Origin of the sequence: Blautia luti (assembly GCF_033096465.1) — a bacterium.
GTDB classification, from domain to species: Bacteria; Bacillota; Clostridia; order Lachnospirales; family Lachnospiraceae; genus Blautia_A; species Blautia_A luti.
Genome location: NZ_AP028156.1, coordinates 687,501 through 707,307 on the forward strand (window position 1 = coordinate 687,501; position 19,807 = coordinate 707,307).

Genomic DNA, 19,807 nt, shown 5'->3' on the forward strand with positions numbered 1-19,807 from the left:
AGTCAGACTGCACGAGATAAGTTGGGCGGTCAAAAGGGAAAGAGCCCAGACCTTCAGTTAAGGTCCCAAAGTGTGCGTTAAGTGGAAAAGGATGTGGGATTTCGAAGACAACCAGGATGTTGGCTCAGAAGCAGCCATCCATTCAAAGAGTGCGTAATAGCTCACTGGTCGAGAGGTCCTGCGCCGAAAATGTCCGGGGCTGAAACGCGCCACCGAAACTAAGGAACCGAAAGGTTGGTAGAGGAGCATTGCATGCGGGAAGAAGCAGTACCGAAAGGAGCTGTGGACTGCATGGAAGAGAGAATGCCGGAATGAGTAGCGAGATAGAGGTGGGAATCCTCTAGGCCGAATATCCAAGGTTTCCAGAGTAAAGCTGATCTGCTCTGGGTAAGTCGGGGCCTAAGGCGAGGACGAGAGTCGTAGCCGATGGACAACAGGTGGAGATTCCTGTACTGCGGTATGACAGAACTGTGGGGACACGTAAGGAAAGCGGAAGCCGGGAATGGAAAGCCCGGTGCAAGCGGGGTACCAGTCACTTTGGCAAATCCGGGTGGCAATGGGAAGCCGTGATGCGGAGTGAAATAAAGTAACGAAGTCCGTGAGCCATGCGTCAAGAAAAGCCGCTATTGTTTATACCGTACCCGTACCGTAAACCGACACAGGTGGATGAGGAGAGAATCCTAAGGCCGGCGGAAGAAGCATTGTCAAGGAACTCGGCAAAATGGCCCCGTAACTTAGGGATAAGGGGTGCCTCAGAAATGAGGCCGCAGAGAATAGGCTCAAGCAACTGTTTAGCAAAAACACAGGTCTATGCGAAACCGAAAGGTGAGGTATATGGGCTGACGCCTGCCCGGTGCTGGAAGGTTAAGAGGAGAGGTTAGCGCAAGCGAAGCTTTGAATTTAAGCCCCAGTAAACGGCGGCCGTAACTATAACGGTCCTAAGGTAGCGAAATTCCTTGTCGGGTAAGTTCCGACCCGCACGAAAGGCGTAATGATTTGAGCGCTGTCTCGACAATGCATCCGGTGAAATTGAAGTACCAGTGAAGATGCTGGTTACCTGCGCCAGGACGGAAAGACCCCATGGAGCTTTACTCCAGTTTGGTACTGGGACTCGGTATTGCATGTACAGGATAGGTGGGAGGCTAGGAGATAGTAACGCCAGTTATTATGGAGCCGCTGTTGGGATACCACCCTTGCAGTATTGGGTTTCTAACCAGCCGCCGTGACCCGGCGGTGGGACAATGCCAGACGGGGAGTTTGACTGGGGCGGTCGCCTCCGAAAGGGTATCGGAGGCGCCCAAAGGTTCCCTCAGAATGGACGGAAACCATTCGAAGAGTGCAAAGGCAGAAGGGAGCTTGACTGCGACACCGACGGGTGGAGCAGGTACGAAAGTAGGGCTTAGTGATCCGGTGGTATTAAGTGGGAATGCCATCGCTCAACGGATAAAAGCTACCCTGGGGATAACAGGCTTATCACTCCCAAGAGTTCACATCGACGGAGTGGTTTGGCACCTCGATGTCGGCTCATCGCATCCTGGGGCTGTAGTAGGTCCCAAGGGTTGGGCTGTTCGCCCATTAAAGCGGTACGCGAGCTGGGTTCAGAACGTCGTGAGACAGTTCGGTCCCTATCCGGCGTGGGCGTAGGATATCTGAGAGGAGCTGTCCTTAGTACGAGAGGACCGGGATGGACGGGCCGCTGGTGCATCGGTTAGACTGCCAAGTCTACGGCCGAGTAGCCAAGCCCGGAAGGGATAAACGCTGAAGGCATCTAAGCGTGAAGCCCCCCTTAAGATGAGATATCCCATTCGAAAGAAGTAAACCCCCTTGAAGACGACGAGGTAGATAGGACAGAGGTGGAAGTGCAGTAATGCATGGAGCTGACTGTTACTAATCGGGTGAGGGCTTGACCAAGAATCGCAGGAAGTAATGAATCTCAAGGAAATGTCAACATGTATGTAGTTTTGAAGGTGCAAACCTTTATTCCTCCTTAGCTCAGTCGGTAGAGCATGCGGCTGTTAACCGCAGTGTCGTTGGTTCGAGTCCAACAGGGGGAGTTTTCGGAAACATGAAGTCCGATACTAAATTAAATTTTCTACCAGGCTCCATGGTCAAGCGGTTAAGACACCGCCCTTTCACGGCGGTAACAGGGGTTCAAATCCCCTTGGAGTCATTATGTAAGAAATCTTGCATATAATTAAATATGGTGCCATAGCCAAGTGGTAAGGCAAAGGTCTGCAACACCTCTATCCCCGGTTCAAATCCGGGTGGCACCTCTTGAAACCCTCAGATAATGAAAGTTATCTGAGGTATTTTTTTGCAATTTTTTATGAGCAGGGTGCTTTACGGATTGGAAAATTTAATCTTTCAAACAGTTTCAAACTGTGATACAATAAAGCGTAAAACAAAAAATAAAGAGGTGTTTTTGTGCAGAAAATAAAATTAAGTACAATGAGAAGATCAGTGGCAGGAATGCTGATACTGGCTCTGACAGGGTGCATTGCAGCAGGATGCGGAACTATAACTGACAGGATCCGTTTCGGAGCTGCCGGTCTGGGCGGTATGTATCATGCCTTTGCAGATACATTTAGTGATATTGCGCAGTCGGATGAAGACTATAAAATGGAAGTAAAAACAACAGCAGGATCTGCTGCGAATCTTCGTTTATTATCAGATGATTATGTACAGCTTGCCATCGCTCAGGCAGATATTACGAATGATGCTTACTATGGAACAGGGATCTTTGAAGGAAAAGAGTACCAGGGTTATAGTGCAATAGCCGGGCTTTATACAGAAGCATGTCAGATTGTAGTCCGGGATGACTCAGATATCAGATCAGTAGATGACCTTCAGGGAAAGAAAATAAGCGTAGGTGAAGAGGAATCCGGAACAGAGCAGAATGCCAGTCAGATCCTGGCAGCATATGGTCTGACAGATCAGCTGGTTGATAAAGTAAATCTGGATTATACAGAAGCCGCCAGCGAGTTGAAAGATGGCGAGATCAATGCGTTCTTCTGTACTGCCGGTATACAGACAACGGTAATAGGAGAGCTGGCGAAGCAGTGTGGGATCCGTCTTCTGGATCTGGATGAAAAGGGAAAAGATAAGCTGCTGAAAGCTTATGATTTCTATACAGAATATGAGATCCCGGCTGAGACATATACAGGTCAGACAGAACCGGTAGAGACAGTAGGAGTAAAAGCAGTTTTACTTGCAAGCGATAAACTGTCAGAGAAGACAGTAGAGAATCTTACCCGGACATTATTTGCCAATGAACAGGAATTACAGTACTCTTTGTCAGCAGATATTGCATTGGATGAGACGGAAGCAGTGGAGGGAATTTCTGTTCCGTTCCATAAAGGAGCTGTGAAATATTATGAGTCTGCAGGTGTGGATGTAACAACAGAGAAAGGAAGCAAATAAGCAGCAGGGTAAGAGAAGATGAAAATAGAACTGGATATGTATCAGACGATAGCTGTTGCAGTTGTCGTACTGATGCTGGGAAAATTTTTGAAAACCAAATTCAGCATACTGGAGAGATTTTGTATTCCGGCTCCGGTAATCGGAGGTGTGCTGTTTGCTGTATTTACCTGTCTGTGTTATGTGACGGGAATCGTAGAATTTTCTTTTGATGATATCCTGAAGGAAGTGTGTATGGTATTTTTCTTTACTTCCGTAGGATTTCAGGCGAATCTGAAAGTACTGAAAAGCGGCGGCAAATCACTGATCATTTTTCTGGGGCTTGTGATCGCATTGATCCTTTCCCAGAACTTCCTGGCTGTAGGGCTGGCAAAGCTGCTCCATATCAGCCCTCTGGTAGGCCTCTGTACAGGTTCTATCCCAATGGTGGGAGGACATGGTACGGCAGGAGCTTTCGGCCCTGTTCTGGAGGATTTCGGGGTTTCAGGGGCAAGTACTTTATGTACAGCAGGAGCTACTTTCGGTCTGATTGCAGGAAGTATGATGGGAGGTCCTATCGGTAAGCGTCTGATCGAGAAGAAGAACCTTCTGGAAACGGTTGTCCAGGAAGATGACAGCCTTCTGGTAGAAGAGGAGAAAAAGCACGAACGACATACCAGTATGTATCCGTCAGCAGTATTTCAGCTGATCATTGCCATCGGTATCGGAACGATCGTATCGAAACTTCTGTCCTTGACAGGAATGACTTTTCCGATATATATTGGAGCTATGATAGCAGCGGCATTTATCCGTAATATCGGAGAATATTCCGGAAAATTCACAATCTATATGGGTGAGATCAATGATATCGGTGGTATCAGCCTGTCTCTGTTCCTGGGAATTGCTATGATCACACTGAAATTGTGGCAGCTTGCAGATCTGGCCCTTCCACTGATCATCCTGCTTGCAGGCCAGACCGTTCTCATGTTTGTGTATACATATTTCGTAGTATTCAATGTAATGGGAAGAGATTATGATGCAGCGGTTCTTTCCTCCGGTGTATGTGGATTCGGTATGGGAGCCACACCCAATGCCATGGCGAACATGCAGGCAATCTGTGAAAAATTCGCACCGTCTGTAAAGGCATATCTGCTGGTTCCTCTTGTAGGAAGCTTATTTGCAGATTTCCTTAACAGTCTGGTTATTACATTCTTTATTAACTTTTTATAATTTCCGATATCGAGAGAACAAGGATGAGGAGGGTTTGCAATGTTTGGAAAGAAATTATTCAGAAAAGGTGAAAGAAAGAAATCATCAGAATATAAAATAGAAAGTGAAAATCTGGCAGTGCCGGAGGTACATACCCATGAAGTAAAACCGGAGGAGACTGTCGAAGATGAACGAAGCAGGGAACCCATCACCTATGAGAATGTGGCGATCCCGGAGATCCATATAAAGAAGAAAAGGAACTAATGTTAATAAAAACAGCGAAGCAGACAAAAATGTCAGCTTCGCTGTTTTTCTGTCATTTGTTCTAACCAAATTTCGGTGGGTTCTGGTCAGTAAGGTGTTCGCCGATAAGTTTCTCCATCCAGACCATATTATACCATCTGTGGAATTTATAACCGCATTTATAGAATTCTCCTACCAGGCGGTAACCCATGTGAGTGTGGAATTCTACGCTGTTTTTATTCAGGTATTCATCTTCTGTGGAGGGATAAGCGATGCAGGCATTCATGTTCAGGATTCCCTGTTCCTGAAGAGCCTGTTCAAGGGCGTCATGAAGTTTACGGCCGATCCCCATATGTTTTAGGAAAGTATCTACATAGATCGAAGTTTCTACTGACCAGTCATAGGCAGGACGGTCATGGAAAGGACCGGCATAGGCGTATCCCAGGATCCGGCCGCCTTTTTCGGCGACGAGATAAGGATATTTCTGTAAGGTATTGCGGATGCGGGATGCAAATTCGTCCACAGAAGGAACTTCATATTCGAAGGTGATAGCTGTGCGCTCCACATAAGGTGCGTAAATTTCAAGAAGAACCGGTGCATCTGCTTCAGAGGCAGTGCGGATGATCATTTCGCTGTTCATAATGATTTTCCTCCAAAGCTACACTTCAAGTCAGAGAAGCCAGAAAAATCGTTGACTTAAAGTGCAGTTTATGATGTATGATAAAATTGTAACTGCCAAACAGTATATAACTTCTGGAAATATACGTCAATTGTGGAAGCAGAAATCCGGGAGCGGAATAAAACATGGAATGAACAGCAATGAGTTTTAAGAAAGGTGGTCTGCTTTTTATGAAAGAGCAGCAGTAAGAATGGACAGAATAAAAAAGGATTTTGGATTTGGGTGCGTGCGTCTTCCTATGCTGGAGAGTGGAGAAGTTGACAAAGAGCAGACCTGTAAGATGGTAGATACATTTCTGGAAAACGGGTTTAATTATTTTGACACTGTACATGGATATCTGGATGGAAAAAGTGAGATCGCGATCAAAGATTGTCTTTCCAGCCGCTATAAGAGAGAGGAATCTCTCCGCTTTCGGTGCTTTTAGTTATTCTTCGAATTCTGCTGTTACGATAAATCCCCTTGGGGTATGTTCAATATTACGTACGATCCCCTTTCGCGCCTTGATCCTCTGTGCATTGGGATAGCAGCCTGACATGGCTACTGCAGGTTCGATAATGTAGCTGTAGTTCATAAATGACTGATATTCAGAAATTTCTATTTCATCTCCAATCTCGATCAGCCCCTGTCGTTCCATTTTGAATTTTTCCTGACGCATGAAAAAGCCTTCTTTCTCTATATAATATGTTTCGGGTTTTCTGTGACCTTCGCTTACAAAAAAACACCTCGCAGGATATTACCGGTGAACAATAACTATTATAGCACAGCAAAAGAAAAAGTTCACAACAACTTGACAGGCACGAAAACAATCTTATAATAATATTATATTAAAGCGTGTCTGAAAAAAGATCAAAAAATAAAACCAGGAGGGCAAGGGAGTATGAAGACAGCATTAACCATAGCAGGCAGTGATTCCAGTGGAGGGGCAGGGATCCAGGCTGATATTAAAACAATGCTTACCAACGGAGTTTATGCCATGAGTGCAGTTACAGCACTTACAGCACAGAATACTGCAGGGGTTACCGGGATCATGGAAGTAACGCCGGAATTTCTGGGAAAAGAGCTGGATGCTGTTTTTACAGATATTTATCCGGATGCAGTGAAGATCGGAATGGTATCATCAGCAGAACTGATCCATGTGATCGCGGACAGGCTGAAGAAATACCACGCAGACAATATTGTGATCGATCCGGTGATGGTGGCTACCAGCGGTGCACGCCTGATCAGTGAAGAGGCAGTTGATGTACTGAAAGAAAAACTATTTCCCATGGCATCAGTCCTTACTCCCAATATTCCGGAAGGGGAGCTGCTGACAGGAAGGAAGATCCGTTCCAGTGAGGATATGATCCGTGCTGCAGAGGAGATCGGAAGCAGATACCACTGTGCTGTGCTTTGTAAAGGAGGGCATCAGCTGAATGACGCCAATGACCTGCTGTGGCAGGCGGGGAAGATCAGATGGTTTTACGGGGAAAGGATCAATAATCCCAATACTCACGGAACTGGCTGTACTTTGTCCAGTGCTATTGCTTCTAATCTGGCGAAAGGCTATGATCTGGAGACTTCTGTAGAACGTGCCAAAAAGTACATATCAGGAGCTCTGTCTGCCATGCTTGACCTGGGAAAAGGCAGCGGCCCCATGGATCATGGATTTGCTGTTCATAATGAATACACAGAAGAATCTGCAGGAAGTACAGCAGCGAAATAAAAACATAAAGTCATTGAAATACAAAAGTCAAGAAGAGGCTTGTTTTCAGGATAGTGTTTGTATATAATAGAACAGATTGAGTTTTTGACTACCTGTATGATTTAAGGGAAAATATTTCAGAAGGGGAAGAATAAATGCGTAAAATTGTTATCTGTGATGACATGGAACTGGAGAGACTCCTGTTAAAAGATATATTAATTCAATATTTCGAGGAAATCCAGGAGGAAGTTTCCATTATCGAATATTCCTCCGGTGAAGTGCTCGTGGCAGATGCGGAAGAAGGGTATCTCGAGGGAGAACTGCTCTTTCTGGATATTTATATGGATCAGCTGAACGGGATGGAAACAGCCAGGAAACTTCGCGCCCTTCAGTGCAGGATCCCCATTGTATTTCTGACTGCATCGCCGGATTATGCGGTGGAAAGTTATGAAGTGCAGGCGGCCGGTTATCTGCTGAAACATTATTCTGAAGAGAAACTGAAAGCACTTCTGAACAGAATCCTGAAAACAGATATGAAACGTAGGGTTGCCATCAAAAATAAGCGGCAGTACCGTTATCCGTACACAGATGATATCATGTACATAGACAGTGACAGACACACCGTGACACTTCATATGGAAGATGGATCTCAGATCACGACACAGGATAAGCTCAGTGAGATTGAGAAGCGGATCGGAGAGAAACGTTTTGTCCGCTGCCATCAGAGTTATCTGGTAAACATGGACTATATAAAGGATGCCAAAGATGACTTCGAACTGCGGGACGGCACCATTGTTCCTGTCCGCGTAAGAGGAAGAAAAGAAATCCTGGATCAGTATTATGAATATTTTGTGAGCCATTTTGGTGAGAAAAAAGACCAGGAAAACAGGTAATGAGGATTTTGCCAAAAAACTTGAAGAATATGCAAAAATGAAAAATAAAAGAAATACTTTGATATAATCACTACGACGGGTAAGACCTGGTTCAAGAAACGCGGAAGCGGCGAATGTGTCCATCAGCCGCAAAAATGTGTGAATTGTGTGTGAAAGAAAAATGTGGAATGTGTGTGTAAAAATCCCCTCAGGATTGGATGTAACCGCGGCATCGAATCCTGAGGGGATTTTCAGTTATGAAAGTCTGTTGTTATGAAAGAGCAAGTTCCAGAGAAGTGTCTGCAAAGAAAGTATTGGCATTATACAGATACAGGACTTCCTGAACATTTTCTACCTGGATCAGTTCTTCCAGATCTCCGTAATAATAACGGGGGTCTACCATGATGATCTTACGGTAATGGGGAGCCAGGAATGAAACCAGGCTGTTGGCGTAGGAATCTTTCAGCACCAGAAGTGTGTGATTGGTTTCCGTAGGGGTGCTGATCTTTACCTGTGCATGGTTTCCGCCGAAGAACAGGGCATATTTATCTCTGGTCTTCAGCTGTTCGGTGTCATAGAAGCTGGCAGATTTTTTCTGCTCATCTACATAATTAATCACAGAGGAAAGGGTGTTTTCCCCGGTGGGGAGAAAGACATCGATCTCATCTTTTTCCCCGGAACGAAATCCGCTTTTGGCAGATAAGGTTCCCTGGAAAGAACGGGTAACAGGGGCCTTTTCGTAGGAATCAGAGGATGTATCAATCTCCATGGCAGCAGCGGCCTGCTGATATGCATAATAGGCACCCTGGGTGGTCCAGTGATGGTCTGTGTGGTAATAAAGTTCTTCGGATTTATGATCGCGGAAGGTATCCCTTACGTCAATAAAAGTAACACCTGCATCTGTCAGGGAAGTTTTCAGGCTGTCAAGCCATGGATTCTGATCCTGGACAGGTGCGAAAGCAGGAAGTTTGCTTTTTAATATATTGACGGAGTTGGGGGCGATCAGTGCATACTGTTTCAGGTCCGAATGTCTGGAGGCGAAGTTTGTCATGGCACTGACTGTAGCATCATATTGCTGCTGGAGGGGAGCCTTGAATTCTTCCATAAGGTAGCCGCTTGTGCCCAGATAAACGCCGTTTTCTTCCACTTTTCCCATGAGACGGTCAGTACCTGCTTTCAAGGTGATCCACATATCACGGAGAGGAAACTGATCATTTTTGTAAGTTTCGAATTGTTTTTCGAAGTTTCCGGATGCGAGCTGGTCTGCTTTCAGGGCAGGCCTGGAAGCCAGTACCCTGTTTTCTTTTTCGGAGAATCCACGGTCAGGAATGAGGATCCCTGCTATAAGCACCACGATGGGGATGAAGAAAAAGAAAAGTCCCATCCGCCCCAGAAAGAGCCGGTAATTTCTGATTGATTTTTTCATAATGTAATTCCTTTAAAATTTCGCATATAAGAATGGTGTATAGGAGTTATAGACCATATATGCGATGGACAGTGCCAGTAAAATAAAATTAACAAGTACAGCAGTCATTGGCCTGCGCTGAAGGAGACGTTTAAACTGTTGGTACAGCCCGGGTCTGCATGCCAGGATACTAACCACGAACAGGATGAAGCCTGTTTTCAGGTAATACAGTGCAGTGCTGTCTGCGAAACCTGCAGCACCGATTCCGAACAGCGTTCCAAGGTAAGTACCAAGTGCTGAGAAATCAGTCTGGCTGAAAAATACCCAGCCGATCATTACTACAAACATGGTGTAGGCGATACGCAACCACTGGGGCAGCCGCTCCAGAAGAGAGGCAAGGACAAATTTCTCCAGAAGAAGAAACAGACCGTAATAAACACCCCAGAGAACGAAGTTCCAGCTTGCACCATGCCACAGTCCAGTCAGAGCCCATACAACTAGGATATTCCGTACATGTTTCAGTGTGGAAACGCGGTTGCCGCCCAGTGGAATGTAGGTGTAATCCCGAAACCAGCTTCCAAGGGAAATGTGCCAGCGTCTCCAGAACTCGGATACACTGGTGGAAATATAAGGGTAATCGAAGTTCTTTTTGAAATCGAATCCCAGCATTTTGCCAAGGCCGATGGCCATATCGGAATATCCGCTGAAATCGAAATACAGCTGCATGGTATAGGCGAAGATACCGATCCATGCGGTAAGGACTGACATGCGGGAAGTTCCGCAGATTCCGGCATATAAGGCAGAAAGATTGTCTGCCAGGATCACCTTTTTGGCAAGGCCTTTGATAAAAAGTTCTGCGCCCATTCCGAACCGAGTGATATTGATGCTTCGCCTGTTCAGCTGTTCCTGGATATCTGTGTACCGCACGATAGGTCCGGCGGAAGTGTATGGGAACATGGTGCTGTAAGTGGCGAAAGTCAGGAAGTTATGCTGCGCGCTGATCTTACTCAGATATACATCAAAGAGGTAAGACAGATTCCGGAAAGTGTAAAAGGAAAGTCCGATAGGCAGCGACAGCTCCGGATGGGGTATGTGGAGTCCTGTGATCCCGCCGATGGTATTCAGCAGGAAACCGTAGTATTTAAAGAATACCAGGATCCCCAGGTTTACGATGACTGCGAATACCAGATTAAGCTTCTGTCTTTTCTCATCGTAATAGAGGCGTTCAAGCTCTGCTCCCATATAATAGTTAAAAATACTGGAAAACAGCATGAGGATCACATAAACCGGTTCCCCCCATGCATAAAAAACAAGGCTTCCCAGAAAAAGAATAAGATTGCGAAGCTTTCCCGGAACCAGATAATAGATCAGCATAAATACCGGAAGAAAGCAGAAAATAAAAAAGATGCTGTTAAATACCATAATTCATGTTCTCCAATCTGGTTGTTATATCAGGGCGAGGAAAGCACTGCGCCAGCTGGCAGCGTCGGCTCCGCACATATAATATACGTAGTTTCCTTTTTTGCCCACAAGGGCATTGTTTAAAAGTGCCATCTGGTCTGTACCGTAGCCTTCGAAAACATTCTTCTGGCTGGATAGATGGGACTGGGCGCTCTCCAATAAAGTGGCAGCCTGTCCACTGTTTTTGGCCTTCATGATGCAGATTTCCTCTACAGCCATAGGAGAAGCAGCTTTGTAGAAGAAATATCCGTCAATATCACGTTCGTCCACCTGATAATAGTGTTTCAGATCGGTACGTCCTTCTTTATTTAAAGAAGTAATGGTTTCATCAGATTCCATAGATGCAGTGATTTGCTCTATGGGAATATTTTTTGCATTATCAGCGGTGTAAAGCAAAGTGAGATAAACCACCAGCAGGATGACCAGGCCGGCTTTGATAAAAGTATGTATGTCTGTATTACTTCTGCCTGTCTTCTTCATGCCTGTAACCCCGCTACCTGTGCCATATGGGTAAGCCATTTCGGATAATAATCCTGGATCACATGCTCACCGTCCGGTTCATACAGGTTTTCTGAACTGGATTCTATGATGGAAGAGTTATCAATAAAAGTACATCCCATTTCCTGACACATGGTCTGAAGACCATCATTGTATTCGGGATAATATGCCAGATCAGGGGTGGCTGCGATGGCATCATCCGTGATCGGCAGGATACAGTTGATGTAGATAGGAACATCCGGCAGTGCAGCCTGGATCTTCTGGATCTGGGTCTTATAAGCTGCAATAAATTCAGAAGAATTGGAACCATAGGTTTCCAGGTCATTGGAACCAAATGCCATAAATACGTGGGTTGGCTTCAGGCCGATGGCAGTATCGATCTGTTCATCTGCACCTGCAACACTCAGGCCAAGCTTGGCAACCACCACATCAGTGTCCAGATATCCATATTCTACAATGGAATTGGTGATGGAATCTCCCAGGATAACACTTCCTGCGAATACCTGACGGAGCTGAACATCTGTAAGAAGGGTGGTATCATCGGTTACCTCGGTGGCGTCCTGGGTTTCCTGCGCTTTCAGATCCTGGAGTTTCTGCTCTGTTTCTGAGATATCACTGTTCTCCAGAGTCTGGAGTGTGGCGACAGTGTTCTGACAGTCTGTGTCATTCCCGGAGTTCCGAAGTCCCAGAAAGAGAAGGACACCTGCCAGGATCACACCTGCCGGAATGAGCAGAAAAAATTTGTTTATCTGTTTATTTTTCAAAATAAATCCTTTCTGATCCTGCAAACCGCTGTTTGCGCGGGAGTTGCAGTAAAATTCGTTAGTTTGCGAAACGTATCGAATTCATTATAATACGTAAGGAAAAAACTTCAAGGAAAAAGTTCACAAAATTTACACAAACTTTCACAGATGTCTGTGGACGGAAAATGTGAAAGGGTTTATACTTCTGTTAAAAGTAAATCAACAACAAAATATACGAGAAAAAGAAGTCAGGAGGAGTATTCGTGGGGAAAAAAATTTCAAATTTTCTGAAGGGAGAGATCGTGTCCTCTGTATTTTACATTGCATTCGGTCTGTGTCTGATCCTTATTCCGGATCAGACAGTAAATATTATCTGCAAAGTAATCTTCGGACTGGTAATGATCGCTGCCGGAATCTATCACATTGCAATTTATGCTGCTGAGAAGGAGAAAGCAACGATCCTGGATCTGTTTACAGGAGTGATCGTGCTGGTGCTTGGGGTATTTCTTTTCTTTACACCCCAGATCGTGGTGAAGATCCTTCCTTATTTACTGGGAGCATTTGTACTGGTAGACAGCATCTGGAAACTGAAGGGAAGTATCCGGCTGAAAAAGATGGAGCAGGGACAGTGGAAAGTTCTGCTGGCAGGAAGCATTATTTTTATCATTCTGGGTGGACTGATCTTATTCTTTCCCTTTGTGTCTGTACCGAAAATGCTGCTGGTATGCGGCTGTATCCTTACTGCTAATGGTGTGGCTGATCTTGTTTTCCTGATCATTTTGAAAGTATGCCTGAAAAAAGGAAAGAAGCGTCAGCTGGAAAAGGAAGAAACTGAGAAGGGAACACAGGAAGAAGCTGGTCAGCAGCCGGAAACTGTAATAGAGCCGGAAACTGTTGTACAGTTGGAAAATGTGCAGAGCACAGAACCGGAGCCGGAGACAGAGGAGCCTGTTGAATATGAAGAGCCGTCTGCAGAGAATGCTGACATTCAGGACACGGAGCCTTTTGTGGAGCCTGAAGAGGTTTTGGAGGTACAGACAGAAGAGGCAGAGGATGTTCTGCAGCCGGAGTGGAAGGATGAGGAACAGGAAAGCCCTGGAAAGGAAATCAGGGAAATGCTGAATGATCATGAGGAACCGCTGGAAGAGTGGAAGGACTGAACAGATGAAAGAAGATAAGACAGAGGGAATGTTCCCGGCAGTGATCCTGAATCTGTCCGGGATTTATAAGGAAGAGAAATTCTGGTTACAGGGAAATGGAAACTCAGAAAGATGTGAACAAATAAGTGAGATATCCTGGGTAGATGCTCAGGATATCTCCGGTACAAACTGCTACTGTGATGAAGAAGCAGCCGCAGAGATCAACAGAAGAACAGAAAATGTGCCAGTTGCCGGGATCCATTTTATTGATTCCGGCAATTATCACTATATTACCAGGCTGTGGATCGGCAGGATCAGAGAGCCTTTCCGCTTACTGGTATTTGATAATCATACAGATATGCAGCTGCCTGCATTCGGAGGTCTTTTGTCCTGCGGAGGATGGATCGCAGCAGCTCTGGAAGAACTGGAAAAACTTTGCCAGGTGATCCTCGTAGGACCGGATGAGGAGGCCTGCAGTCAGGTGGAAGACAGATTGAAGGAAAAGGTGGTTTTTCTTTCCAGGGAGCATCTGGCATCGCTGAAAAAAGAGGAAATTTTGCAGGAACTAAAGGGTATTCTGGCAGGGAATGATCTGCCATTATATTTGTCTATTGATAAGGATGTGCTGGGAACAGAAGACGCACAGACTACCTGGAGCCAGGGGGACATGTCCCTGCAGACTCTTGCCGGCTGTGTAAAACAGACGCTGGAATGTGCAGAACAGGTGCCTTTTAAGATCGCAGGTGTGGATATCTGTGGGGAATGTGACAGGGAATCTGCTCATGACAGCACTTCCAATGACAAGGCGAACAGGGAACTGCTGGAGCTGTTTCTCCCCATAAGAGGGAAGTGATCCCATGAAAAATGTTAAGAAAATAAATCATGAGAAAGGAATCAGACATGAAAAATGAACTTCTTACAATAGGTCCGCTGACGGTTTACGGGTATGGATTCATGATCGCAGTAGGACTGCTCTGCGCATGGTACACTGCGGAAAAGAGAGCACGGAAACTCCATCTGGCATATGAGCATGTGTTTTATCTGGTGGTCTGGTGTGCCATTGGCGGTTTTGCGTCGGCAAAGATTCTCTTCTGCATTACAGAGTGGAGAAGTTTTCTTGAGGATCCCCTTCAGCTGATCGGGTCGGAAGGATTTGTGGTTTACGGCGGTATTATCGGAGGAATCTTAAGCGGATGGATCTACTGCAGAGTAAAAAAACTGAAATTTCTTTCATATTTTGACCTGATGATGCCGTCTATTGCGTTGGCTCAGGGATTCGGAAGGATCGGTTGTTTCCTGGCAGGGTGCTGTTATGGAAAGGAAACTTCAGGTCCATTGTCTGTCACATTTACAAATTCGGATTTCGCACCAAACAATGTAGCGCTGATCCCTACGCAGATCTATTCCAGTATTCTGGATTTCGGACATTTTTTCCTGCTGCTGTACATTGCACGGCATAAAAAGGCGGATGGTCAGGTGGCTGCCTGTTATCTAATCTTCTACAGCATTGGCAGATTTGTCCTGGAATTTTTCAGAGGGGATCTGGAGCGTGGAAGTGTGGGAAATCTTTCAACTTCCCAGTTTATCAGCATTTTTACAGTACTGGCAGGGATCCTGACCTGGTTTCTGGCAGAAAAAATGAATAAAAGTGAAAAAAGAGCATAGCCTGTAACAAAGTGAACTTTGGAGGAAGCTATGTTCAGGGATGAAGATTATGAATTCCCCGATATTTCCTGTTCTGCACAGACAGTGCCGCCTGCGCAGGATGAGAGATTCGGGGATTTTATTTTGAAATATGGGGAAGGTCTGGAGGAGCAGTATGCAGGCAGGCCGGAAAGTGTATTTCTGCCTGTGAATGAAATGTTCGGGATACTTTATGTGCCTTTGGATGAGATGGGACCCCTTGAGATCAACTCCTATACATATGCGTCCATTCCCAAGTGCTATACATTTATGGATGTAGATGCCCTGAATACAGCAGGGATCACCAGGATGCAGAATCATCCGTATTTGAAGCTGCAGGGAGATGGGGTGGCCATTGCTGTGATCGATTCAGGAATTGACTACAGAAATCCCATTTTCATGGAAGGAGACAGAAGCAGGATCGCCTGTATCTGGGATCAGACCATAGAGGGGCAGGAAAATGCAGAAGTTCCTTATGGAAAGGTTTTCTTCCGGGAGGAAATTGAACAGGCGCTGGCATCCGAAAGGCCGGAGGAGCTTGTTCCATCAGCAGATGAGAACGGACATGGGACAGCTGTGGCAGGGCTGGCAGCAGGAAATTCTGTTCCGGCAGAAAATTTCTCGGGAGCAGCGCCGAAAGCATCTTTGATCATTGTGAAATTGAAAAATGCGAAAAACTATCTCAGGGAATTTTATCAGTTTCCACCGGATGCACAGGTATATCAGGAAAATGATATTATGCTTGGAATCGCCTTTGCTGTGAGGATGGCCAGAAAGATGGGAATGCCGGTTTCTGTGTGCCTTGGCCTTGGAACCAGTCAGGGGGCACATATCGGGGACAGCGAACTGAGCAGATACCTGAATTATATTAATGAGGATTCCAATGTATCTGTATCAGTGGCTGCGGGAAATGAAGGAGTAGCGCAGCATCATTTTACAGCGGATCTGTCTGTGGAAAACAGTCAGGAAACAGCCGAACTTCGGGTGGCAGAGGGGGAAGAGGGCTTCTATATGGAATTCTGGGGAAATCCTCCGGATGAGTACAGTATATCTGTGCAGTCGCCTATAGGGGAGATCCTGTATGTGAGCAGTTCACTGGGAGCAGGGACGCAGCAGCTGTTTTTTATTTTTACGGAAACCAGGGTTCTGGTGAATTATGTGGGAATGGAAAGGACCACAGGGAAGCAGCTGGTGTATTTTCGCTTTTTCCATCCTGCCCCGGGAATCTGGAAGATCCATGTTACCAGACAGGAGGGGTCGGGAAGCAGGTTTCATATGTGGCTTCCTGTACAGGGGCTGATCTCAGCAGATACGTATTTCCTCCAGTCCACCCCGTATAACACAGTCACAGCACCAGGGGATTCGGTGAGAAGTATTACAGCCACTGCTTATCAATACAGAGACAACAGTCTGTTCTACCAGGCTGGCAGAGGGTTTACTCCGGATAATCAGGTAACTCCGGATCTGGCAGCACCTGGGGTAAATCTGCTGATCCCGCTGCGTGGCGGCGGGTTCGGGACCGGTTCAGGGAGCAGCCTGGCAGCAGCCATCACCGCGGGGGCAGCAGCTCTGATGCTGGAGTGGGCCATTGTCAGAGGAAATATCCCTTATGCATCGGGAAATATTGTAAAATATGCTCTGCAGAAAGGGGCAGACAGGGATGAAAATGTGAATTATCCCAATCCGGGATGGGGGTATGGAAGGCTGGATCTGTATCATACGTTTGAAATATTAAAATAAGGGTGAAATGTGAAAATAATAACCAAATTTTCAGGACAAATCTTGTTTAGTTTTTGACAAAAAATAATTAGGCTATCTAATTGTTTTTTAGCCTGCAAAATGTTACAATGTACAAAAGAAATTGGGAGGCAATTATGAAGAGAGGCAGTATTTTTGAAACTGACGGAATTCCCCGCATGGGTGAGGCGTTACCCCTTGCCATGCAGCACGTCGTAGCCATGATCGTAGGGTGCGTGACACCGGCGATCATTGTGTCCGGAGCTGTTCCGGGCGGTCTTTCCAAAGAGGATCAGGTTATTCTGATCCAGTCAGCACTGGTTATTGCAGCATTATCAACTTTGCTTCAGCTGTTTCCAATCGGAGGAAAGGCGAAATTTGCAATCGGCTCAGGCCTGCCTATTATTATGGGTGTCAGTTTTGCTTACGTGCCAAGTATGCAGGCGATAGCGGAATCGTACGGCATCGCGGCGATCATGGGCGCGGAGATCGTCGGCGGTATTGTAGCAGTTGTCATGGGTCTGCTGGTTAAGAAGATCAGGATATTTTTTCCACCTCTGATCACGGGAACTGTTGTATTTACCATTGGTCTTTCTCTGTATCCTACTGCGATCAACTACATGGCAGGTGGTACCAGCAATCCGGATTACGGCTCATGGCAGAACTGGGCGATCGCGTTCTTTACACTGATCGTTGTTACTGCACTGAACCATTTTGGAAAAGGAATCTGGAAACTGGCTTCGATCCTGATCGGTATTATTGTAGGATACCTGGTTTCTATTCCTTTTGGAATGGTGGATTTCTCAAGTGTTGGTGAGGCCGGGGTCTGTCAGCTTCCGTCTCTGATGCATTTCGGAGTGCAGTTCGAGCCATCGTCCTGTGTGGCACTGGGAATTTTGTTTGCCATTAATTCTATTCAGGCGATCGGAGATTATTCTGCCACAACGATCGGAGCTATGGACAGAACTCCTAAGGACGAGGAACTGCAGAGAGGAATCGTTGGATACGGTATTTCCAATGTTGTGGGAGCACTTCTGGGAGGTCTTCCCACAGCTACATACAGCCAGAACGTAGGTATCGTTACGACCACAAAAGTCATCAACCGCTGGGTACTGGGACTTGCAGCTGCAATTCTTGGTATAGCAGGTCTGGTTCCGAAATTCTCGGCAATCCTGACAACCATCCCTCAGTGTGTACTGGGCGGTGCCACAGTATCTGTATTTGCGTCTATCGCAATGACAGGTATGAAACTGGTTGCTTCTGCTGAGATGGATTATCGTAATTCCTCTATCGTAGGACTTGCAGCGGCACTGGGAATGGGTGTATCCCAGGCAACAGCAGCACTTGCAAGTTTCCCGACATGGGTGACTACGATCTTCGGCAAATCACCGGTTGTTCTTGCAACTATCATTGCAGTACTTCTGAATATCATCCTTCCGAAAATACGGGACGAGGAGAAAGTAGAGGCAAAAAAAAAGATTGAAATAGAGCATAAACTGGAAGAAGACCATAAGGAATTCGGAGAATAAAATTAAATATGGGAAAAAGAGATGTGCTTTCGCAGGGGAATGCGGAGGCACATCTTTTTTTCGGAAAATTCATTTTTTCTTTTTCATTCTATGGTATAATAAAAAATATCTATTTGATAGAAATATTAAAATCAAACGACACAGGAGGTCTCTTATGTCCAGAAAGAATCTGATCGTCGGTCAGTCCGGCGGCCCTACCGCAGTTATCAACAGCAGCCTTTACGGAGTTGTCTCAGAAGGAAGACGACATCCGGAAACTATTGAACATATTTATGGAATGGTAAACGGAATCGAAGGCTTTTTGAACGGAACAGTCCTTGATTTCGCAGAAACACTTCCAGATGAGAAACTGGATGGCCTGAAGATCACACCAGGTGCCTATCTGGGTTCCTGCCGTTATAAACTGCCGGAATCCCTGGAAGATCCGGTCTATCCGAAACTTTTTCAGAAATTCCAGGAGATGAATATCGGGTGGTTTTTCTATATCGGCGGAAATGATTCCATGGATACGGTAAGTAAACTTTCACGGTATGCGGCGCAGACAGGAAGCGATATCCGCATTATGGGAGAACCCAAGACTATTGACAATGACCTGGTACACACAGACCATACGCCGGGTTTCGGAAGTGCTGCAAGATATGTAGCTTCCACAGTTCGTGAGATTACCATTGATGCGAATGTTTATGAGAAGAAATCCGTGACCATTGTAGAGATCATGGGCCGCCACGCAGGATGGCTTACAGCAGCCTCCGCACTTGCACGTAAATACACCGGTGATAATCCGCTTCTTATTTATCTTCCGGAGATATCCTTCGATCAGGAAGCATTTCTGGAAGCAGTAGAGAAATCTTTCGAGAAAAACTGCAATGTTATTGTCTGCGTATCCGAAGGCATCCACGATGCAGAAGGGACTTTCATCTGTGAATATGACAATTCTGTAGGCACAGACACCTTTGGCCATAAGATGCTGGCAGGATGTGGCAAATATCTGGAAAATCTGGTCCGCAGCCGTCTCGGTGTCAAAGCCCGCTCTGTGGAACTGAATGTCAGCCAGCGCTGTTCCGCATCCATGATGTCAGCCACAGATCAGCAGGAAGCTATCAAAGCAGGGGAATATGGCGTACAGGCAGCACTGAAGGGAGAAACCGGAAAAATGATCTCCTTTATCCGTAGGGAAACTTCGGACGGAACTTATCTTATGGAATGTGGTCTTGAAGATGTGAACCACATTTGTAATGAAGAGAAGACGGTTCCTCTGGACTGGATTACCCCGGAGGGTTCTGACGTCACAGAAGCCTTTGTCCGCTATGCCCGTCCGCTTATCCAGGGAACTGTGGAAATTCCCTGTGGGGAAGATGGTCTGCCCGCCTTTGTTTATCGCAAATAAAAACAGGTATTCGATGCAGTGCCGCATAGTGAAGCGGATTGTGAATATCCGTCTGACCGGCAGATGAGTTATGGCTCATATCATCATGATATGGGCCATAACTCATTGACTACAGTATGGCGGTTACTTAATATTCGATGTACTA

The 19,807-nt window shown here is 45.9% G+C and carries 18 protein-coding genes, 3 tRNA genes and 1 rRNA gene (1 of these 22 running past the window's edge); 16 read left to right on the forward strand and 6 right to left on the reverse strand.

What is annotated here, in order from left to right; genetic code table 11:
• The 7 genes from R8695_RS03200 to R8695_RS03230 all read left to right on the forward strand — a co-directional run.
• A 23S ribosomal RNA gene (locus R8695_RS03200) occupies positions 1-1,911 on the forward strand; it begins 972 nt to the left of the window's first position.
• 70 nt (positions 1,912-1,981) lie between these two features.
• Positions 1,982-2,054, forward strand: a tRNA-Asn gene (locus tag R8695_RS03205).
• 44 nt (positions 2,055-2,098) lie between these two features.
• A tRNA-Glu gene (locus R8695_RS03210) sits at positions 2,099-2,170 on the forward strand.
• Between the two features lie 32 nt (positions 2,171-2,202).
• Positions 2,203-2,273: transfer RNA gene (locus tag R8695_RS03215), tRNA-Cys, on the forward strand.
• A 175-nt stretch (positions 2,274-2,448) separates the two neighbouring features.
• Positions 2,449-3,420: a TAXI family TRAP transporter solute-binding subunit gene (locus R8695_RS03220; RefSeq protein WP_154780929.1), complete on the forward strand. Its 972-nt coding sequence runs from the start codon at positions 2,449-2,451 to the stop codon at positions 3,418-3,420.
• An 18-nt stretch (positions 3,421-3,438) separates the two neighbouring features.
• A complete protein-coding gene (gltS, locus tag R8695_RS03225) occupies positions 3,439-4,626 on the forward strand; it encodes a sodium/glutamate symporter (RefSeq protein ID WP_154780898.1) in 1,188 nt (395 codons plus the stop codon).
• A gap of 39 nt (positions 4,627-4,665) precedes the next feature.
• Positions 4,666-4,869: a hypothetical protein gene (locus R8695_RS03230; protein ID WP_154780899.1), complete on the forward strand. Its 204-nt coding sequence runs from the start codon at positions 4,666-4,668 to the stop codon at positions 4,867-4,869.
• A 61-nt stretch (positions 4,870-4,930) separates the two neighbouring features.
• Here R8695_RS03230 and R8695_RS03235 read toward each other — a convergent pair whose 3' ends face one another.
• On the reverse strand, positions 4,931-5,488 hold the full coding sequence (locus R8695_RS03235; protein ID WP_154780900.1) for a GNAT family N-acetyltransferase: 558 nt from the start codon (positions 5,486-5,488) through the stop codon (positions 4,931-4,933).
• Between the two features lie 229 nt (positions 5,489-5,717).
• Here R8695_RS03235 and R8695_RS03240 point away from each other — a divergent pair, with 229 nt between their 5' ends.
• Entirely contained in the window at positions 5,718-5,951 is a 234-nt protein-coding gene (locus R8695_RS03240) for an aldo/keto reductase (protein WP_154780901.1), read from the forward strand.
• On the opposite strand, the gene R8695_RS03245 is transcribed toward R8695_RS03240, so the two are convergent.
• Positions 5,952-6,182 carry a hypothetical protein gene (locus R8695_RS03245; RefSeq protein WP_118511153.1) on the reverse strand — a complete coding sequence of 77 codons (231 nt, stop codon included), beginning with the start codon at positions 6,180-6,182 and terminating at the stop codon, positions 5,952-5,954.
• 222 nt (positions 6,183-6,404) lie between these two features.
• Here R8695_RS03245 and thiD point away from each other — a divergent pair, with 222 nt between their 5' ends.
• Both thiD and R8695_RS03255 read left to right on the forward strand, forming a co-directional pair.
• The gene (gene thiD, locus R8695_RS03250) at positions 6,405-7,229 is read left to right on the forward strand and encodes a bifunctional hydroxymethylpyrimidine kinase/phosphomethylpyrimidine kinase (protein ID WP_154780902.1); all 825 of its coding nucleotides are present in this window, start codon (positions 6,405-6,407) and stop codon (positions 7,227-7,229) included.
• Positions 7,230-7,363: 134 nt separating this feature from the next.
• Entirely contained in the window at positions 7,364-8,101 is a 738-nt protein-coding gene (locus R8695_RS03255) for a LytR/AlgR family response regulator transcription factor (protein ID WP_154780903.1), read from the forward strand.
• Between the two features lie 250 nt (positions 8,102-8,351).
• On the opposite strand, the gene R8695_RS03260 is transcribed toward R8695_RS03255, so the two are convergent.
• Genes R8695_RS03260 through R8695_RS03275 form a run of 4 tightly spaced genes read right to left on the reverse strand, consistent with a single transcriptional unit; the run spans position 8,352 to position 12,208 of the window.
• Entirely contained in the window at positions 8,352-9,506 is a 1,155-nt protein-coding gene (locus tag R8695_RS03260; protein ID WP_154780904.1) for a DHHW family protein, read from the reverse strand.
• Between the two features lie 12 nt (positions 9,507-9,518).
• Positions 9,519-10,907 (reverse strand): MBOAT family O-acyltransferase, encoded by a 1,389-nt coding sequence (locus R8695_RS03265; RefSeq protein WP_118511161.1) that lies wholly within the window; start codon positions 10,905-10,907, stop codon positions 9,519-9,521.
• A 24-nt stretch (positions 10,908-10,931) separates the two neighbouring features.
• The gene (locus tag R8695_RS03270) at positions 10,932-11,426 is read right to left on the reverse strand and encodes a DUF4358 domain-containing protein (protein WP_154780905.1); all 495 of its coding nucleotides are present in this window, start codon (positions 11,424-11,426) and stop codon (positions 10,932-10,934) included.
• The gene (locus tag R8695_RS03275) at positions 11,423-12,208 is read right to left on the reverse strand and encodes a GDSL-type esterase/lipase family protein (protein WP_154780906.1); all 786 of its coding nucleotides are present in this window, start codon (positions 12,206-12,208) and stop codon (positions 11,423-11,425) included. Before R8695_RS03275 ends, R8695_RS03270 begins: the two co-directional genes overlap by 4 nt.
• A 242-nt stretch (positions 12,209-12,450) precedes the next feature.
• On the opposite strand from R8695_RS03275, the gene R8695_RS03280 reads away from it, so the two are divergent.
• The 6 genes from R8695_RS03280 to R8695_RS03305 all read left to right on the forward strand — a co-directional run bounded on the left by R8695_RS03280 (position 12,451) and on the right by R8695_RS03305 (position 19,662).
• Entirely contained in the window at positions 12,451-13,347 is an 897-nt protein-coding gene (locus R8695_RS03280; protein WP_154780907.1) for an HdeD family acid-resistance protein, read from the forward strand.
• Positions 13,348-13,351: 4 nt separating this feature from the next.
• Positions 13,352-14,179: an arginase family protein gene (locus tag R8695_RS03285; protein ID WP_167515497.1), complete on the forward strand. Its 828-nt coding sequence runs from the start codon at positions 13,352-13,354 to the stop codon at positions 14,177-14,179.
• A gap of 47 nt (positions 14,180-14,226) precedes the next feature.
• On the forward strand, positions 14,227-14,991 hold the full coding sequence (locus R8695_RS03290; RefSeq protein ID WP_118511272.1) for a prolipoprotein diacylglyceryl transferase: 765 nt from the start codon (positions 14,227-14,229) through the stop codon (positions 14,989-14,991).
• 30 nt (positions 14,992-15,021) lie between these two features.
• Entirely contained in the window at positions 15,022-16,749 is a 1,728-nt protein-coding gene (locus R8695_RS03295) for a S8 family peptidase (RefSeq protein ID WP_118511174.1), read from the forward strand.
• A gap of 134 nt (positions 16,750-16,883) precedes the next feature.
• The gene (locus R8695_RS03300; RefSeq protein ID WP_118511176.1) at positions 16,884-18,275 is read left to right on the forward strand and encodes a uracil-xanthine permease family protein; all 1,392 of its coding nucleotides are present in this window, start codon (positions 16,884-16,886) and stop codon (positions 18,273-18,275) included.
• A 154-nt stretch (positions 18,276-18,429) separates the two neighbouring features.
• Complete coding sequence (locus tag R8695_RS03305; RefSeq protein WP_118511178.1) at positions 18,430-19,662, forward strand: 6-phosphofructokinase; 1,233 nt, start codon at positions 18,430-18,432, stop codon at positions 19,660-19,662.
• Positions 19,663-19,807 lie beyond the last annotated feature (145 nt).

Coding starts and splice junctions, on each gene's coding strand:
- R8695_RS03220 (WP_154780929.1), top strand. CDS start 2,449: ATGAGAAGATCAGTGGCAGGAATGCTGATACTGGCTCTGACAGGGTGC.
- gltS (WP_154780898.1), top strand. CDS start 3,439: ATGAAAATAGAACTGGATATGTATCAGACGATAGCTGTTGCAGTTGTC.
- R8695_RS03230 (WP_154780899.1), top strand. CDS start 4,666: ATGTTTGGAAAGAAATTATTCAGAAAAGGTGAAAGAAAGAAATCATCA.
- R8695_RS03235 (WP_154780900.1), bottom strand. CDS start 5,488: ATGAACAGCGAAATGATCATCCGCACTGCCTCTGAAGCAGATGCACCG.
- R8695_RS03240 (WP_154780901.1), top strand. CDS start 5,718: ATGGACAGAATAAAAAAGGATTTTGGATTTGGGTGCGTGCGTCTTCCT.
- R8695_RS03245 (WP_118511153.1), bottom strand. CDS start 6,182: ATGCGTCAGGAAAAATTCAAAATGGAACGACAGGGGCTGATCGAGATT.
- thiD (WP_154780902.1), top strand. CDS start 6,405: ATGAAGACAGCATTAACCATAGCAGGCAGTGATTCCAGTGGAGGGGCA.
- R8695_RS03255 (WP_154780903.1), top strand. CDS start 7,364: ATGCGTAAAATTGTTATCTGTGATGACATGGAACTGGAGAGACTCCTG.
- R8695_RS03260 (WP_154780904.1), bottom strand. CDS start 9,506: ATGAAAAAATCAATCAGAAATTACCGGCTCTTTCTGGGGCGGATGGGA.
- R8695_RS03265 (WP_118511161.1), bottom strand. CDS start 10,907: ATGGTATTTAACAGCATCTTTTTTATTTTCTGCTTTCTTCCGGTATTT.
- R8695_RS03270 (WP_154780905.1), bottom strand. CDS start 11,426: ATGAAGAAGACAGGCAGAAGTAATACAGACATACATACTTTTATCAAA.
- R8695_RS03285 (WP_167515497.1), top strand. CDS start 13,352: ATGAAAGAAGATAAGACAGAGGGAATGTTCCCGGCAGTGATCCTGAAT.
- R8695_RS03290 (WP_118511272.1), top strand. CDS start 14,227: ATGAAAAATGAACTTCTTACAATAGGTCCGCTGACGGTTTACGGGTAT.
- R8695_RS03295 (WP_118511174.1), top strand. CDS start 15,022: ATGTTCAGGGATGAAGATTATGAATTCCCCGATATTTCCTGTTCTGCA.
- R8695_RS03300 (WP_118511176.1), top strand. CDS start 16,884: ATGAAGAGAGGCAGTATTTTTGAAACTGACGGAATTCCCCGCATGGGT.
- R8695_RS03305 (WP_118511178.1), top strand. CDS start 18,430: ATGTCCAGAAAGAATCTGATCGTCGGTCAGTCCGGCGGCCCTACCGCA.